Origin of the sequence: Amycolatopsis sp. cmx-4-83 (genome assembly GCF_046548815.1) — a bacterium.
GTDB lineage: Bacteria > Actinomycetota > Actinomycetes > Mycobacteriales > Pseudonocardiaceae > Amycolatopsis > Amycolatopsis pretoriensis_A.
In genome coordinates this window covers 235680-252140 of sequence record NZ_JAEBEF010000002.1, presented here as the reverse complement: position 1 = coordinate 252140, position 16461 = coordinate 235680, and the positions used below count along the sequence as shown (strand labels likewise).

General features: G+C 70.1%; 18 protein-coding genes. 6 read left to right on the top strand and 12 right to left on the bottom strand.

The features are described from left to right. Positions 1–29 precede the first annotated feature (29 nt). The 3 genes from leuA (at position 30) to ACLJQM_RS06185 (ending at position 2480) form a co-directional block, all read left to right on the top strand. On the top strand, positions 30–1790 hold the full coding sequence (gene leuA / locus ACLJQM_RS06195) for a 2-isopropylmalate synthase (RefSeq protein WP_360777683.1): 1761 nt from the start codon (positions 30–32) through the stop codon (positions 1788–1790). Between the two features lie 79 nt (positions 1791–1869). Continuing rightward, positions 1870–2187 (top strand): DedA family protein, encoded by a 318-nt coding sequence (locus tag ACLJQM_RS06190; protein WP_410630424.1) that lies wholly within the window; start codon positions 1870–1872, stop codon positions 2185–2187. 56 nt (positions 2188–2243) lie between these two features. Continuing rightward, a complete protein-coding gene (locus ACLJQM_RS06185; protein ID WP_410630423.1) occupies positions 2244–2480 on the top strand; it encodes a hypothetical protein in 237 nt (78 codons plus the stop codon). Here the strand turns inward: ACLJQM_RS06185 and ACLJQM_RS06180 are convergent. Then, positions 2467–3078 carry a peroxiredoxin-like family protein gene (locus tag ACLJQM_RS06180; RefSeq protein WP_410630422.1) on the bottom strand — a complete coding sequence of 204 codons (612 nt, stop codon included), beginning with the start codon at positions 3076–3078 and terminating at the stop codon, positions 2467–2469. The genes ACLJQM_RS06185 and ACLJQM_RS06180 overlap by 14 nt on opposite strands. Positions 3079–3137: 59 nt before the next feature. Between ACLJQM_RS06180 and ACLJQM_RS06175 the strand changes: the two genes are divergently transcribed. After that, the gene (locus ACLJQM_RS06175; RefSeq protein ID WP_360777689.1) at positions 3138–3743 is read left to right on the top strand and encodes a TetR/AcrR family transcriptional regulator; all 606 of its coding nucleotides are present in this window, start codon (positions 3138–3140) and stop codon (positions 3741–3743) included. Here ACLJQM_RS06175 and ACLJQM_RS06170 read toward each other — a convergent pair. Next, the gene (locus tag ACLJQM_RS06170; RefSeq protein WP_360777691.1) at positions 3733–4638 is read right to left on the bottom strand and encodes a LysR family transcriptional regulator; all 906 of its coding nucleotides are present in this window, start codon (positions 4636–4638) and stop codon (positions 3733–3735) included. The two genes, ACLJQM_RS06175 and ACLJQM_RS06170, sit on opposite strands and share 11 nt — an antisense overlap. A gap of 86 nt (positions 4639–4724) precedes the next feature. On the opposite strand from ACLJQM_RS06170, the gene ACLJQM_RS06165 reads away from it, so the two are divergent. Next, entirely contained in the window at positions 4725–5621 is an 897-nt protein-coding gene (locus ACLJQM_RS06165; protein WP_360777692.1) for an EamA family transporter, read from the top strand. Here ACLJQM_RS06165 and ACLJQM_RS06160 read toward each other — a convergent pair. The 4 genes from ACLJQM_RS06160 to ACLJQM_RS06145 form a co-directional block, all read right to left on the bottom strand. Further along, positions 5618–6265, bottom strand: a complete 648-nt coding sequence (locus ACLJQM_RS06160) for a DedA family protein (protein ID WP_247017188.1) — start codon at positions 6263–6265, stop codon at positions 5618–5620. The genes ACLJQM_RS06165 and ACLJQM_RS06160 overlap by 4 nt on opposite strands. A gap of 108 nt (positions 6266–6373) precedes the next feature. Further along, positions 6374–7018: an SDR family oxidoreductase gene (locus tag ACLJQM_RS06155; protein ID WP_410630421.1), complete on the bottom strand. Its 645-nt coding sequence runs from the start codon at positions 7016–7018 to the stop codon at positions 6374–6376. Between the two features lie 680 nt (positions 7019–7698). After that, positions 7699–8877 carry an RNA polymerase sigma factor gene (locus tag ACLJQM_RS06150; protein WP_410630420.1) on the bottom strand — a complete coding sequence of 393 codons (1179 nt, stop codon included), beginning with the start codon at positions 8875–8877 and terminating at the stop codon, positions 7699–7701. Beyond that, positions 8874–9233, bottom strand: coding sequence for a YciI family protein (locus ACLJQM_RS06145; protein ID WP_410630419.1), 360 nt, complete (start codon positions 9231–9233; stop codon positions 8874–8876). Before ACLJQM_RS06145 ends, ACLJQM_RS06150 begins: the two co-directional genes overlap by 4 nt. Before the next feature lie 87 nt (positions 9234–9320). Here ACLJQM_RS06145 and ACLJQM_RS06140 point away from each other — a divergent pair, with 87 nt between their 5' ends. Further along, entirely contained in the window at positions 9321–9752 is a 432-nt protein-coding gene (locus tag ACLJQM_RS06140; protein WP_410630418.1) for a YybH family protein, read from the top strand. A 67-nt stretch (positions 9753–9819) separates the two neighbouring features. Here ACLJQM_RS06140 and ACLJQM_RS06135 read toward each other — a convergent pair whose 3' ends face one another. The 6 genes from ACLJQM_RS06135 to ACLJQM_RS06110 all read right to left on the bottom strand — a co-directional run bounded on the left by ACLJQM_RS06135 (position 9820) and on the right by ACLJQM_RS06110 (position 16428). Then, entirely contained in the window at positions 9820–10932 is a 1113-nt protein-coding gene (locus ACLJQM_RS06135) for an ABC transporter ATP-binding protein (RefSeq protein WP_247017178.1), read from the bottom strand. Further along, positions 10929–11924, bottom strand: coding sequence for an ABC transporter ATP-binding protein (locus ACLJQM_RS06130; RefSeq protein ID WP_360777703.1), 996 nt, complete (start codon positions 11922–11924; stop codon positions 10929–10931). The genes ACLJQM_RS06135 and ACLJQM_RS06130 overlap by 4 nt, the downstream gene beginning before the upstream one ends. Before the next feature lie 6 nt (positions 11925–11930). Beyond that, on the bottom strand, positions 11931–12860 hold the full coding sequence (locus ACLJQM_RS06125) for an ABC transporter permease (protein ID WP_247017174.1): 930 nt from the start codon (positions 12858–12860) through the stop codon (positions 11931–11933). Beyond that, on the bottom strand, positions 12857–13858 hold the full coding sequence (locus tag ACLJQM_RS06120; RefSeq protein WP_247017172.1) for an ABC transporter permease: 1002 nt from the start codon (positions 13856–13858) through the stop codon (positions 12857–12859). Before ACLJQM_RS06120 ends, ACLJQM_RS06125 begins: the two co-directional genes overlap by 4 nt. Before the next feature lie 87 nt (positions 13859–13945). Then, a complete protein-coding gene (locus tag ACLJQM_RS06115; RefSeq protein WP_360777706.1) occupies positions 13946–15622 on the bottom strand; it encodes an ABC transporter substrate-binding protein in 1677 nt (558 codons plus the stop codon). A gap of 317 nt (positions 15623–15939) precedes the next feature. Then, positions 15940–16428 carry a uridine kinase gene (locus tag ACLJQM_RS06110; RefSeq protein ID WP_410630417.1) on the bottom strand — a complete coding sequence of 163 codons (489 nt, stop codon included), beginning with the start codon at positions 16426–16428 and terminating at the stop codon, positions 15940–15942. Positions 16429–16461: the final 33 nt, after the last annotated feature.

The window sequence follows — 16461 nt, the reverse complement described above, 5'->3', positions numbered from 1 at the left end:
CCCGTCGAGCTGGAGACACCCCCGAACCCATGAGCAAGATCCGCAAGCCCTCTCGTCCCGCGCCCGCTGACCAGCCCGCTTGGAACACCCAGCGCGGCACGTCCATGCCGGTGCACCGCTACCGCCCCTGGTACGACGTCGTCGAGAACATCGACCTGCCCGACCGCACCTGGCCCGCCAAGCGCATCGACCGCGCGCCGCTGTGGTGCGCCGTCGACCTGCGGGACGGCAACCAGGCCCTGATCGACCCGATGTCGCCCGCGCGCAAGCGCAAGTTCTTCGACCTGCTGGTCCGCATGGGCTACAAGGAGATCGAGGTCGGCTTCCCGGCCGCGTCGCAGACGGACTTCGACTTCGTCCGCGAGATCATCGACGAAGGCGCCATCCCCGACGACGTCAGCATCCAGGTGCTGACCCAGTGCCGCCCGGAGCTGATCGAGCGGACGTTCCAGTCGCTCGAAGGCGCGCCGCGCGCGATCGTCCACATCTACAACTCGACGTCGATCCTGCAGCGCCGCGTGGTCTTCCGCGAGGAGCGCGAAGGCATCAAGAAGATCGCGACGCAGGCCGCCGAAATGGTCGTCGAGCTGGCCGACAAGCAGCCCGACACCGACTTCCGGTTCCAGTATTCGCCGGAGTCCTACACCGGCACCGAGCTGTCGTACGCGCTCGAGGTCTGCGACGCCGTCACCGAGATCTGGCAGCCGACGCCGGAGAAGCCGGTGATCCTGAACCTGCCGGCGACCGTCGAGATGGCGACGCCGAACGTCTACGCCGACTCGATCGAGTGGATGAGCCGCAACCTGGCCCGCCGCGACTCGGTGATCCTGTCGCTGCACCCGCACAACGACCGCGGCACCGGCATCGCCGCGGCCGAGCTGGGTTTCCAGGCCGGCGCCGACCGGATCGAAGGCTGCCTGTTCGGCAACGGCGAGCGCACCGGCAACGTCGACCTGGTCGCGCTGGGCATGAACCTCTACAGCCAGGGCATCGACCCGCAGATCGACTTCTCCGACATGGACGAGATCAAGCGGACGGTCGAGTACTGCAACCAGCTGCCGGTGCCCGAGCGCTCGCCGTGGGGCGGCGACCTGGTGTTCACCGCGTTCTCCGGCAGCCACCAGGACGCGATCAACAAGGGTCTCGACGCGCTGAAGGACGCCGCCGACAAGGCCGGCGTACCCGTCGAGGAGCACCCGTGGGAGGTCCCGTACCTGCCGATCGACCCGAAGGACGTCGGCCGCACGTACGAGGCCGTCATCCGGGTGAACTCGCAGTCCGGCAAGGGCGGCGTCGCCTACATCATGAAGGCCGAGCACCAGCTCGACCTGCCGCGGCGCCTGCAGATCGAGTTCTCGAAGGTCATCCAGCGCCACACCGACTCCGCGGGCGGCGAGGTCGACCCGACGACGATGTGGAACGCGTTCTCGGCCGAGTACCTGGAGCTGAAGACGCCGCTGGAGCTGGTCCGCCAGCACGTCCGCGACAACGGCGACGGCGAGTACGACATCACCGCGACGGTCCGCGTGGAGGGTGACGAGCACGAGGTCACCGGCAGCGGCAACGGCCCGATCGCGGCGTTCTTCGACGCGCTGTCCACAGTGGGCTTCGACCTGCGCCTGCTGGACTACAGCGAGCACACGCTCTCCCCGGGTGACGACGCACGCGCGGCGTCGTACATCGAGTGCGCGATCTCGGACCGCGTGTTCTGGGGCATCGGCGTCGACCCGTCGATCGTGACGGCGTCGCTGCGCGCGGTCGTGTCGGCGGTGAACCGCGCCAACCGCTGAACCTGTGGGCCGCCTGTCGGGTTCCTGTGAGTACCCCTTGATCAGGAGTTTCCGGGCCTGACCGGCGGTTGATGGGGATGTGGACGCGACTACGGCCGGACTGCTGGTGCTGTTCGTCGTCTCGCTGGTGCCGCTGCTGCCCACCGAGGTGACACTCCTCGGCATGGGCGTCGCGGCGGCGCAGGGCGGGACTTCGCTGGCCCTGGTGATCGCCGTGGCGAGTGCCGGGTGCCTGGCGTCCGACCAGGCGCTCTACGCCCTCGGCCGGTTCGGTGGCCGGGCGGCGCTGAACCGGCTGAGCCGGCGGCGGAAGATCGCCGCCGGCATCGGCTGGGTCGACGGGCGGCTGCAGCGCCACCCGCGTCCCGTGCTGGTGATCGCCCGCTGGCTGCGATGACATCCGGGGCTCCGCCCCGGGCCGGGGGCTCCGCCACCCGGACCCCCGAAGACGGTGTGGGCGGCACGGTCGGCGCGCTGCTCGCCGGCTCGCTCCGGTGGCCGATGGCGGAGTTCTTCACCGCTTCGGCCATCGGCGTCACGCTCTGGACGTCCTACGTGGCCTTCCTCGGCTACGCGGGCGGCCGGCTCATCACCGAACCCGGGATCAGTGTGCTGCTCTCCCTGGGCGTCGCCCTGGTCCTGGGTTCGGTGATCACCTACGGCGTGAAGCGCGGCGCTAAAGCGACTTGACCGCTTCGAGGATGTCCGCCGGTTCGGTCCGCGTGACGAAGTCCGGGTGGACGTCGACGAACCGCAGCACCCGGTCCCGGTCCACCACGACGACCGCCGGGTGGACCAGCTCCCAGGTGCCGTTGACCGCTTCGAGGTCGGTGCCGAGCGTCTCCATGGCCTCGCGCACGACGGCGGACACCGGGTAGCTCAGCCCGAGGCTCCGCGCGACCGTGCTCCCGACGTCCGACAGCACCGGGAACGCCAGCTCCGGCGCCGGGCCGTCCGGCCGCTGCGGGCTGATCGCGACCAGGCTCGCACCGGACTTCCCCAGCTCGGGCAGCACTTCTTGCTGGTAGGTGCGCAGGGTCAGGTTGCAGTACGGGCACCACTGGCCGCGGTAGAACACGAGCACCGCCGGCCCGTCCGCGACGAGCCGGCCCAGGCTCGTCGTCGCACCATCGGCTGCCGGCAGCGTGAAGTCGTCGATCTTGGTGCCGACCTCCGCGAAGTCCGTCGCGGCCCGGCGCCGGTCCGCTTCGAGCACGGCGAAGATCTCCGGCGGCAGCACGCCGCGGAGGTGGTCGTTCACGCCGGTCAGGGCGTTGTCGAGCGTCATGGATCCCCCTAGCTTGTTGTACTGATCGGTACAGTGTGCCGAACTGTACTATTCGGTACATGGAGACGCAAGCAGCGGCCTCGACCCCGCGCGGCAAGCGGACGCGGGAAGCGATCGTCGACGCGGCGGCGGGCCTGATGTACGTCGACGGCGTCGCGGGCACGAGCGTCGACAAGGTGCTCGCCGCGAGCGGGGCCGGGAAATCGCAGATGTACCACTACTTCAAGAACAAGGAACAGCTGGTCGAGGCCGTGATCGACCGGTACGTCGAGCAGATTCTCGCCAACCAGCCGGCGATCTTCACGCTGAGCTCGTGGGCCGACCTCGAGACGTGGACCGAGCAGCTGCTGGACGTCCACCGCCGCGCGGGCACGCCGGTCGCCTGCCCGCTGGGCAACCTCGCCGGCGAAGTCGGCGACAACCCGAAGCTCGCGCCGCTGGTCGACCAGGCCTACCGGCAGTGGGAGTCGCACCTCGTGCGCGGGCTGACCACGTTGCGGGACAAGGGAGAGCTCGCGCCCGACGCCGACCCGGCCCGGCTGGCGCAGGCGGCGATGACGTCCGTCCAAGGTGGACTGCTGCTGGCGCACATCCGGCACGACCTCACGGCGTTGGAGGACGCACTGGGCATCGCGCTGACGTACCTGCGCGGCTTCAAGCGGTGAGCTGGGCGACCTCCGCGGCCAGTTCCTCGATCACCTTGGCCACCGCCGGGCGCTGCAGCGCGCCCGTGCGGCACACCGCCTCCACCAGCCGCGCCGCGCGGATGCCGGCCAGCGGCCGGCTGACCAGCCCGCTGCCCCGCCGCGTGTCGATCGTGTAGCGCGGCACCAGCGCGATGCCGTGGCCGGCCGCCACCAGCCGTTCGGTGATCCGGAAGTCGTTGATCCGCTGGACGACGACCGGCCGCACGCCGGTGCGGACGGTCAGCGAGCGCAGCACGTCGTCCACCGGGAACCCGTGGTCGACGCCGATCCAGCGTTCGTCGGCCAGCTCCGCCAGGTCGACGCGCCGCCGGCTCGCCAAGCGGTGCCCGGTCGGCAGCGCCACGTCGAGCGGTTCGCGCAGCAGCGGCACGACGTCGAGGCGGTCCGAATCGAACTCCGGCGCGTGCTCGTCCCGGTGCGCCACGACGACGTCGTAGTCCGCGACCAGGCCGGGCACCTCCGGCGGCGTCATGTCGACGTCGCGGACGTCGACCTCCAGCCCCTCGTACGCGGCGACGCGGGTCAGCAGGCCGGGCAGCAGCATCAGCCCGGCCGACTGGAAGATCGCGACGCGCACCCGCCCGCGCGGCGCGCTGCGGTAAGTGTCCAATTCGGACTCCGCGCGCTCGAGCGCGGCCAGCACCTCGTCGGCGCGGGCGACCAGCGCCCGCCCCGCGTCGGTCAGCCGCAGGCCCCGCCCGGCCGGCTCGGTGAGCGGCAGCCCGACCTCGCCCTGCAACGCGCGCAGCTGCTGCGAGACGGCCGACGGCGTGCAGTGCAGCGCCCGCGCGGCCGCCGTCACGCTCCCGCGGTCGGCGAACTCCCGCAGCGTGCGCAGTCGTCCCAGGTCCACGGCGCCAGCATATGTGAAGCGGTGCTACAAAGTCCCTGCAGATATTCTCGCTGGTCCTTCACGGTCGACGTGGTCACAGTGGAGGCATGCCCGCTCGTGACCGCCTGCTCGCCGTGCTCGTCGCCGTCCTCTGGGGACTCAACTTCCTCGCCATCCACGCCACGCTCGGCCAGTTCCCGCCGGTGTTCGCGGGGGCGCTGCGGTTCGCCGTCATCGCCGTGCCGACGATCCTGTTCGTGCCGTGGCCGAAGGTGAAGGTGCGGTACCTGCTCGGCTACGGCCTCGGCTTCGGCACCGGGCAGTTCGCGTTCCTGTTCATCGCGATGGACACCGGGATGCCGACCGGGCTCGCGTCGCTGGTGCTGCAGGCGTCGGCGCCGTTCACGGTGCTGCTCGGCGCCGTCTTCCTGCGCGAACGCGTCACGCCGCACCAGCTGGCCGGCATCGGGCTGGCGGTCGCCGGGATGGTCGCGATCGCGTGGCAGCAGTCCGGGCACGCCGCCCTGCTGCCGATGGTGCTGACCCTGCTGGGCGCGCTGAGCTGGGCGTTCGGCAACCTGAGCACGCGCCGGGCCGAGCCGGACAACCCGCTGCACTTCACGCTGTGGATGTCGGTCGTGCCGCCGCTGCCGATGTTCGCGCTCTCGCTGGTCATGGAGGGCCCGGCCGCGCAGTGGCGGTCGCTGACGACGCTCGGCACCCCGACCGGCCTGACCGCGCTCGGCGGCCTGACCTACGTCGTGCTGATCGGCACCGTCGTCGGCTCCGGCCTGTGGACGACGCTGATGCGGCGCAACCCGGCCGGCGTCGTGTCGCCGTTCTCGCTGCTGGTGCCGGTGGTCGGGCTGTCGGCGTCGTTCATCTTCCTCGGCGAGCGGCCGACCGGGCTGGAGATCGGGGCGGCCGCCGTCGTGATCGCCGGCGTGCTGCTGGGCTCGCTGCGGTTCACGCGCAAGCCCCAGCCGGAGCTGGTGGCGGTCTAGGCCGCCGTCTCCTCCTGCTTCGGGGTCTCTTCTTCACCCTCGTGGGTGCGGCCGAGGCGCTTCTTCATGACGAAGAAGACGACGATGCCGATGACGACCGCGGCCACCAGGCCGAACTTCGAGAACCGGCCGAGCCACTGTTCGGCCACGACGCCGAGGTAGTAGACGAGCACGGTGGTGCCGCCGGCCCAGACGATGCCGCCGGCCGCGTTCGCCAGCAGGAACTTGGGGTAGTGCATGCGCAGCGACCCGGCGAGCGGGCCGGCGAGGATGCGCAGGAACGCGATGAAGCGGCCGAGGAAGACAGCCCACACACCGCGTTTGTCGAAAATGCGTTCGGCGTTGGCCAGGTGCGTCGGGCCGAAGTGCTTCGGGAATTTCCGCCCGGCCCAGGCGAACAGGCGCTGGCCACCGGTCTTCCCGATGAAATACCCGATGCTGTCGCCGATGATGGCGCCGGCACTGGCCAGCACCGCGATCCAAACCGGGCTCAGGGTGTCGTGCTGCGAGGCCAGCAAGGCCGCGCTGACCAGCACGATCTCGCCGGGGAGCGGGATGCCGAGGCTCTCGATCATGATCACCGCGCCGACGATCAGGTACACCGAGAGCGGCGGGATCGCCTCCAGCCATTGGTCGATGTGCACTGCTCGTACCCCCTGGTACTCCGGAATCTGCTTTCCGAAGGGTACCGGGGGCGGGGCGCTCGGGGCGGCCTACTCAGGTATTGCGGGGGGTCCTACTCAGGTCGGGGGTCAGTCGAGCGCGGCGAGGGCCGGCGCGACCGGGAATTCCCCGGAAACGACGTCGAACCCACGGTTTTCGGTGAGCGGCTCGGCCAGCGTCCCGACGAGCACGGCAGCGACGTCCTGCCTGGTGATGCGCCCCGGTTCGAGGTGCCCGGCGGCCTTGACCCGCCCGGTCGCGGGCCCGTCGGAGAGCGTCCCGGGCCGGACGATCGTCCAGGTCAGCGCCGACTTCTGCAGGACGCTGTCGGAGATCTGCTTGGCGAGCAGGATCGACCGGACGAGCCGATTGCCCTGATCGGGTGAGTCGGCGAACTGCGCGGAGAGCTGCACGAAGCGAGCCACCCCCGCTTCCTCGGCGGCCCGGATTGCGGTGATGGCCCCGTCCCGGTCGACGAGGTTCACCGATTCGGGTTCCGGATCGGGGGCCCCGATCGTGGTGATGACGACGTCGGAGTCCTTGAGGACCTCGACGAGATCGGCCGGATCGGCGGTGACGTCGGCGAGCACGGGTTTGACGTTCTCGATCCCGCGAAGCAACTCGGCCCGCTTCCGGCTGCGGAGGCCGGCTTTCACGGCGTGACCGCGCGCGGCGAGCAGGCGGACTACGTGAAAGCCGGTTCGCCCGGTCGCGCCCAGCACGGTGACCTGCATGGGGTGATCCTCCCGCAGATGGGGGTGGTTCGCCGGTCCACAGAGTTGTCCACAGGGTTCACCCCCATGTGGACAACTCGGGGAGCGGCCGGGTTTTGCCGGGGTGCGGCGATAGGCTGGAACGGGGATGGCCCCCTGGGAGGGTGGGCGCTGCGGTGGGGGCGGCGGGCACCCTCCCAGGGGGCGGGCGCTGCCGAGCGGGCACCAGCGAAGTCGCAACCTCCGCGCGAGCCGGCCGGTGCCGCGGGAACGTCATGAACGACCCTTTCATCGCGTCCGGCGAGGTGAACGACTCGTTCATGACATCCCGGGTCGGGGAGGGCGGGCGGGCACCGCCGAGCGGGCACCGCAGGCGGGCACCGCCGAGCGAGCACCGCAGGCGGGCACCGCCGAGCGAGCACCGCAGGCGGGCACCGCCGAGCGAGCACCGCAGGCGGGCACCGCCGAGCGAGCACCGCAGGCGGGCACCGCCGAGCGAGCACCGCGGGCGGGCACTGCCCGCGGCGAGTGCGGGCGCTGCGGTGCCGAGCGAGCGCCGCGGCAGGCACTGCCCGCGGCGCACCAGCGAAGTCGCAACCTCCCCGCGGGCCGGCCGGGTGCCGCGGGAACGTCATAAACGACCCTTTCATCGCGTCCGGCGAGGTGAACGACTCGTTCATGACGTCCCGGGTCGGACGGGCTCAGGCTTCGGCCAGTGCGGCCGCCCGGGACCGCAGGTAGCCCTGCTCCGGCACGCTCAACGTCCGTTCGGCCGCCGCCAGGTACGCCTCTCGAGCCCCGGTCACATCCCCCGACAGCTCCAGCAAGTGCGCCCGCACCGCGTCGACCCGGTGGTGCGCCGCCAACGCCGGGTCCGACGACGCCGCCGCCAGCTCCGCCAGTCCCGCCTCGGGACCCGCCACCTGCGCCAGTGCCACCACCCGGTTCACCGTCACCATCGGGCCCGGCGCCACCACGCGCAGCAAGTCGTACAGCGTCAGGATCTGGGCCCAGTCCGTCGTCTCCGTCGACGCCGCCTCGTCGTGCACCGCCGCGATCGCCGCCTGGAGCTGGTACGGGCCGATCGGCGACGACGACAGCGCGCCCGTGATCAGGGCGATCCCCTCCGCGATGAACTCGCGGTTCCACAGCGACCGGTCCTGCGAGGCCAGCGGCACCAGTTCCCCCGACGACGACACGCGCGCCGGGCGGCGGGCGTCCGTCAGGAGCATCAACGCCAGCAGGCCCGTCACCTCGCCGTCCTCCGGCAGCGACGCGCGCAGCTGCCGGGTCAGCCGGATCGCCTCCGTCGTCAGCTCGACCCGGTTCACCGCGTCGCCGGAGCTGGCCGTGTGGCCCTCCGTGAAGATCAGGTACAGCACCTCCAGCACCCGGTCCGGCGAGCCCGAAGCGACGAACCGCTCGCCGCGCAGGGAGCGCTTCGCGCGGCTGATGCGCTGGCCGATCGTGGCCTCCGGGACCAGGAACGCCCGCGCGATCTCCGCCGTCGTCAGGCCGCCGACCGCACGCAGCGTCAGAGCCACCTGCGACGGCCGTGACAGCGACGGGTGGCAGCACAGCAGCAGCAACGTCAACGTGTCGTCGACCGCGACCGGCGCCGGGTCCGGTGGCTCGGCCAGCGCCACCGCCGCTTCACGGCGCTGCCGGGCCGTCTCGCTGCGCAGCTGCTCGATGCGGCGGCGGGACGCCGTCGTGATCAGCCAGCCCTTCGGGTTGTCCGGCATCGCCGACGGCCACTGCTGCGACGCCGCCAGCAGCGCCTCCTGGACCGCGTCCTCGCACGCGTCGAAGTCGCCGTAGCGGCGGACCAGCGCCGTGACGACCTGCGGGGTCAGCGAGCGCAGGAGGTCGGGGATCACCGGAGCCCCATCACCGGCCGCACCTCGACCACCCCGAACGACGCCTCCGGGACGCGGCCGGCGATTTCGGTCGCGCGTTCGAGGCTCTCGCAGTCCAGCAGGTAGAAGCCGGCGAGGAACTCCTTGGCCTCGGCGAACGGGCCGTCCGTCGTCAGGACGCCGCCTTCGCCTACCCGCACCTGCTTCGTCAGCTCCGGGTAGGCCAGGCGCTCGGACACGACGCGCTCGCCGGACGCGTCGAGGTCGTCGTTGAGCTGCTGGTAGTGCGCGAGACCGGCCGCGCGCTGCTCGTCGCTCATGCCCGCCCACGCCGCGCGGGACTCGGGGTTGCCGTAGATCAGCACCACGTACTTCACGAACGCCTCCCGCTGGATGTCGAAATCCGCGCGGCGGCGCCTACGTCCCCTACGACAGGCAAGGCACCACCACTCCAGGAGGATGGCATGACCGAGCACGACGACAAGCTGATTCGCGAACTCGTGGCCGCCCGCGCCGAGGCGATGACCGAACGTGACGCCGAAGCGCTCGCCGCGCAGTGCGTGCCCGGGCTCCTCGCGTACACGCTGGCCCCGCCGCTCGCGCACCACGGCGAAGACGTCGAGTCGCGCAAGGCGTGGTTCGCGAGCTTCGACGGCCCGATCGAGTACGAGGTCCGCGACCTCGAAGTCGTCGTCGGGGGCGACGTCGCCTACAGCCACTCGCTCAACCGGCTGTCGACGACGCCGAAGGGCGTGCCCCGGAAGTTCGAGCTCTGGTTCCGCTCGACGACGGGCTTCCGCCGCGAGAACGGCGAGTGGCGGATCGCCCACGTCCACGACTCGACGCCGTTCTACATGGACGGCACGATGAGCGCCGCGCTGGACCTCCAGCCCTGACGCGCACTTTCACGTGAAAGTGACGTGGAGGGGGTACCTCCGGGTCACTTTCACGTGAAAGCTCCGCTCAGAGGATTTCGGCGGCCGTGCCGACGTCCGGCGGGCCCAGGTCGGGGTTCAGCGCCCCGGTGAGCTCCACCAGTTCCGGCTTCACCTCGTGCGGCTGGATGCGCCCGTCGCGGATGTCCTCCGCGTAGTGGCACGCCACCCGGTGCCCGGCGCCGATTTCGCGCAGCTGCGGGCGGTCGGTGTCGCACAGGCTCGCCTGCCGCCACGGGCAGCGCGTGTGGAACCGGCAGCCCGTCGGCGGGTTGGCCGGCGAGGGCAGGTCACCGGCGAGCAGGATCTGCTCGCGGGTGTCCTCGACCTGCGGGTCCGGCACCGGGATGGCCGACAGCAGCGCCCGCGTGTACGGGTGCAGCGGGTCCTGGTACAGCGAGTCCGCGTCGGTCTCCTCGACCAGCGCGCCCAGGTACATCACGCCGATGCGGTCGGAGATGTGCCGCACCACCGCGAGGTCGTGCGCGATCACCAGGTAGGTCAGCCCGAGCTGGTCCTGCAGGTCCTCCAGCAGGTTCACCACCTGGGCCTGCACCGAAACGTCCAATGCGGACACCGGCTCGTCGGCGACGATCAGGTCCGGCTCCACGGCCAGTGCCCGCGCGATGCCGATGCGCTGGCGCTGCCCGCCCGAGAACTCGTGCGGGTACTTCCGCAGCGCCGTCTCCGGCAGTCCTACCGAAGCCAGGAGCGATCGGAGTCGCCGCTGTGTTGATTCTTTGTCCTGGTCGAGCCCGTGCGCGTGCATGCCCTCCAGCAGAATGGATTCCACCGACTGGCGGGGGTCCAAACTGGACAGCGGGTCCTGGAAGATCATCTGCATCCGGCGCCGGGCCTTCCGCAGTTCCTCACCCTTCAGGGCCGCGACGTCGGTGCCGTCGAAGACGACCTGGCCGTTGGTCGGCTCGTTGAGCCGGAGGATCGCGCGGCCCAGCGTGGACTTGCCGCACCCGGATTCGCCCACCAGGCCGTAGGTCTCGCCGCGGCGGATGGCCAGGTCGACGCCGTCGACCGCGTAGACGTGCCCGACCGTCCGGTCGATCACGATGCCGCGCTTGATCGGGAAGTGCACCTTGAGGTCGGTGACCTCGAGCAGCACGTCACCAGCAGGACGGGTCATCGGGTTCCTCCTCCCGCCGCGACCGGCGGCCGCACGGGGTTGTGACAGCGCAGCAGCCCGCCGCGGTCGGGGACCAGCTGCGGCTGGACCTCGCGGCACGCGGGCACCGCGTTGGGGCAACGCGGCGCGAACGCGCACCCGTTGTCCCACGGGATGTTGTCGGCCACCGAACCCCGGATGGGGACCAGCTTCTCGCCGCGGCCCGCGTCGAGGCGCGGGATCGAGGCGAGCAGGCCGTGCGTGTACGGGTGCCGCGGTTCGGCGAACAGCTGGTGCCGCTGCGCGCGCTCGACGATCTTGCCGCCGTAGAGCACGTTGACCTCGTCGCACAGCCCGGCGACGACGCCGAGGTCGTGCGTGATCATGATCAGCGCGGTACCGGTGTCCTGCACCAGTTCCCGCAGCAGCGCCAGGATCTGCGCCTGGATGGTGACGTCCAGGGCCGTGGTCGGCTCGTCGGCGATGAGCAGCCGCGGCCGGCACGCCAGCGCGATCGCGATCAGCGCGCGCTGCCGCATCCCGCCGGAAAGCTGGTGCGGGTACTCGGAAAGCCGCCGCGACGGGTCGGGGATGCCGACCTTGTCGAGCAGGTCCACCGCTTCGACGGACGCCGCCTTGCGCGACATCCCGCGGTGGCGCTCCAGCACCTCGGTGATCTGCAGCCCGATCGGGATGACCGGGTTCAGCGAGGACAGCGGGTCCTGGAACACCATGCCGAGGTCGCGGCCGCGGCGGTCGCGCATTTCCCGGTCGGACAACGTGAGCAGGTCGGTGCCTTCGAAGCGCACCGAGCCGCTGACCTTGTTGCCGCGCCGGGCCAGCAGCCGCATGATCGCCAGCGACGTCACGGACTTGCCGCAGCCGGACTCGCCGACCAGACCGACCGTCTGGCCGGGTTCGACGTCGAAGCTGACCCCGTTCACCGCGGTGAACGACTTCTCGCCGCGCCGGACGAAATCGACCGTGAGGTCGCGGACTTCAAGGAGTGCCATGGGTTTTCACCGCCTGTTCTTCGGGTCGAGGGCTTCGCGGAGGGACTCGCCGAGCAGCGTGAACCCGAGCGCGACGATGATGATCGCGATGGCCGGGTAGTACGCGAGCTCGGGGCGGATGTCGAGGAACTGGCGCGCGGCCTTGCCGAGCATCAGCCCCCACTCCGCCCGCGACGGGTCCGGGTCGCCCAGACCGAGGAACGACAGCGCCGCGGCCTCGAGGATGGCGGTCGCCAGCGTCAGCGTCGCCTGCACGATGACCGGGCCGAGCGAGTTCGGCAGCATGTGCCGGAACACGATCGTCCCGCGCTTCACACCCAGCGACGTCGCCGCCAGCACGTGGTCGGCGTCGCGCTGGGCCAGCATGGAACCGCGCAGCAGCCGCGCGAAGATCGGCACGCCGACCATCGACACGGCGAGGATGACCGTCCACTGGCTCGGCTTCGAGAACAGCGCCGCGATCGAAATGGCCAGCAGCAGCGACGGGAACGACAGCATGACGTCGACCAGTCGCATGAGGACGGTGTCGACCCAGCCGCCGAACGCGCCCGCGAGGCCGCCGATGATGACGCCGAGCAGCACGCCGATCAGCGTGGCGAGCACGCCGACGATCAGCGTCTGCTGGGCACCGACGATCAACCGGGACAGGAAGTCGCGGCCGAAGTCGTCGACGCCGAGCGGGTACCCGGGCATCGAGCCGGGGATGATGCCCCGGCCGAGCTGCACCTGGTCCTGCATCGACCGGTCGAGCGGGTCCTTGGGTGCCAGCAGCGGCGCGAAGATCGCCAGGAGGAAGAACAGGCCGGTGATGACGCCGCCGGTGATCGCGACCGGGCTGCGCAGCATGCGGCGGAACGCTTCGCCGCCGATGCTGCGCCCGCTCGCCGCGGCGAGCTTGTCGATCGGTTCCTTCTTCTTGTTGAGCAGAGTGTTCATCGCACACGCACCCTCGGGTCGATGATCCCGTACGAGATGTCGACCAGCATGTTCACCAGGACGTAGACCACGGCCCCGAACAGCAGCAGCGCCTGCAGCCGCGGGTAGTCACGCCGCTCGATGCCTTCGGCCAGCAGGAACCCGAGGCCGCGGAAGTTGAACACCCGCTCGGTCAGCACCGCGCCGCCGAGCAGCGCGCCGGTCTGCAGGCCGATGGTGGTGACCACCGGGAGCAGGCCGTTGCGCAGCACGTGCCGGCGGCGGACCACCTGCTGCGTGAGGCCCTTCGAATTGGCCGTGCGGATGAAGTCTTCGTTGAGCACCTCGAGCACGGACGCGCGGGTGATCCGGGTGATCACCGCGAGCGGGATCGTGGCCAGCGCGAACGCGGGGAGGATCAGGTGCCGGATCGCGTCCCAGACGGCGTCCCACTCGCTCGTCATGATGCCGTCGAGGATGGCGAAGTTCGTGATGGCCGTGGCGTCGAGCCCGGTCGTCTGCCTGCCCTGCGACGGCAGGCCCAGCGGCGAGGCCAGCAGGTCCTGCATCATGTAGCCGAGGAAGAACACCGGCACCGCGACGCCGATCAGGCTGAGCAGGATGACACCGTTGTCGACCGGCCCGCCGCGGTAGCGCGCCGACAGGTAACCGGCCGGGATGCCGACGACGCACGCGATGAGCATGGCCGTGAAGCCGAGTTCGATGGTCGCCGGCAGGAACGTGGTGATCTCGCCCATGACGGGCTGGGTCGACACCAGGGAGTTACCGAAGTCGCCGGTGAAGGCGCGGCCGAGGAACCCGAAGTACTGCAGGATGATCGGCTGATCGAGCCCGAGTACGTGGTTGAGGTCGGCGATCTTCTCGGGCGTTGCCTTGTCACCCAGCAGCGCGGCTGCGGGACCGCCGGGCAGGGAACGCAACCACGCGAAGACCAGGATGGACAGGATGAGGAGCGTCGGGATCGCTTGTAGCAGCCGACGCACGAGAAAACGGAGCACGTGCAGTCCTTTGTCGCCAGCCCGGGATCAGGCGCAAGGGGTGGGCGCGGTAGCACCCACCCCTTGCCTTTGGCTGAAATCCGTTTGTCAGCTCACGGTCACGGTGTTGAAGCGCTCATCGGTGAGCGGGCTCGCCACCAGACCCTTGACCTTCGGGCCGACGACGATGGCCGGCGTCGGGTACGCGATCGGGACCGCCGGGAGGAAGTCCATGATCTTCTTGTTCACTTCCTGGTACGCCTTGGCGTGCGCGTCGCCGGCGGGCGAAGCGTCCGCGGCGGCGAGGGCCGAGAACAGCTCGGGGTTGTTGAAGCCGAACTCCTTCTTCTCGCGGCCGAAGAACGTGCCGACGAAGTTGCCGGCGTCGTTGTAGTCACCGGTCCAGCCGAGCAGGTGCAGGTCCTGCTTGCCGAACTTCTGGACGTCGTCCTTGTAGCCACCGTTCCACGGCTCGGCGTGGGCCTCGATGGTGATGCCGATCTTCTTCAGGTCCTCGGAGATCGCCGTGAACGTGTCCGCCGGGTTCGGCATGTACGGGCGGCTGACCTCGGTCGGGTAGTAGAACTTCAGCGTCATGCCCTCGGCGCCCGCCGCCTTCAGCAGGTCCTTGGCCTTCTGCTGGTCGTACGGGTACTTGGTGACGTCGTCGGTGTAGCCCGAGATGACCTTCGGGACGAACTCGCTCGCGACCTCGGAACCCTCGGCCAGCTTGCTCTTCACGAACTGCTCGCGGTTGATGCCGTAGGCCAGCGCCTGGCGGACCCGCGGGTCCTTCAGCTTCGCCGCGTTCGGGCCGGACTGGTTGATGCCCAGGTACAGCACGTTGAACGACGGGCGGATCAGGACCTGCTCGCCGTCGTTGCGCAGCAGGCCGTAGTCCGCCGGGTTCGGGTAGTCGTAGCCGTTGATGTCGCCGGCCTTGAGCGCCTGCTTGCGGGCGTTCTCGTCCGGGATGACCTTGAAGATCAGCTTGTCGAGCTTCGCCGGGGACGGGCTGCTGTCGTTGCGCACCAGGGTGATCTCACCCTTGCCCTGGTCCCAGCTGTCGAACTTGAACGGGCCGGTGCCGACCGGGTGCTTGTTCGCGTACTCGCTGTAGGTGAACGAGTCGCCGCTCTGGGTGACCGTGTCGCCGTTGTACTGCTTGATCGCCGTCGGGCTCTGGATCGCGAACGACGGGAGCGTGAACGCCGCCGGGAACGCGCCCTTGGCCTTGTTCAGGTTGAGGACCGCGGTCGCCGGGTCCTTCGCCTCGCAGCTCTTGTAGACCGGGTCGCCGGCCGCGTCGCCTTCGTTCTTGGCGAAGCCCTCGAAGACGTCGCCGTAGTAGATCATCTGGCTCTGGGCGGCGGCGCCCTTCATGTTGAACCAGCGGTCGAAGTTCGCGCAGACCGCCGTCGCGTCCATCGCGGTGCCGTCGGAGAACTTGACACCCGACTTCAAGGAGAACGTCCAGGTCTTGCCCTCGTTGCTCGACTCCCACTTCTCGGCGAGGGAGGGCTCGAGGTCAGCGGTGCCCGGCTTGTTCTGGATCAGCGTGTCGAAGATCTGCCGCGTGATGCGGAAGGTCTCGCCCTCGTCGTTGAACGCGGGGTCGAACAGCTTCGGGTTGCCGGCCGCACCGAAGATCATCGTGCCCCCGGTACCACCCCCGGCGCCTTCTTCACGCTTGGATTCCGCACAGGCGGACAGCGAAACCGCGAGCGCGCCGGCGAGCCCGATCAGGGCCACGCGGCGTGTTCGGGTCAGCCGCAATTGCTGCATCTGGCACCCCTTGGGAGATGTTTCGGGTTCAAAGTCACCGTCCGGTCGGTCAGGAACTCGACGGACGATCGTGTGTTCGCCGACACTAGCGGGAACTCGGCTCGCACTTAAGCACGTGAGGTTACGATCGCGCTACGTGGACGTCGATTTGACCGCAATGTGTCCGTAAATCACGACAGAATGTGACCGTTTGAGCGTTACGGATGCACCCGGTGCCGGATCACTAACTCAGATGGCGGTACCTATGTTAGTCCGGTCGTGATGCCGGGCTGGATCGATCCGGGTCCTTCGGACACGCTGGGTGACCGTTCCGTTCCCTACGAAAGTCGGGTTCCGGCCGCCGCGGGGGTGCCGTCCACAGCGAACCAGCCGCGCTCGAACCGTTGCCAGCGCCCCAATTCGGCCCGTGCGGCCTCCCCGTCCCGGCCGACGGCTTTGGCCAGCCGCACGGCTTCCGGGCCGCCGGAGAGCCAGCAGAGGTGCGAAAGCAGGGTTCTTGCCGAAGCCCGGCCGCTCGAGACGCCTTCCAGCACCAGCACGTCCGGCACGCTCACCCGGACGAGCTCACCCGGGCGGGGAACGCCGGAAGACCAGTCGGTGCACCGATAAGCGCCCGGAACGCCTTCGGCGAGGGGACGCAGGACGCCGTCGACCAGCCGCGGCCACCACGAAACCGGGTCGTCCCAGGTGGCGAAGGCGTCGGTGCTGACCAGTTCGGTGCGGCACCCGCGGGCGCGCAACGCTTCGACGACCCGGGCGGCCAGTGTGGACTTCCCGGCGCCCGAGGGCCCGTCGATCGCGAGCACGCGGACCCCGCCCAGCCGCGCGGGCGCGGCGAG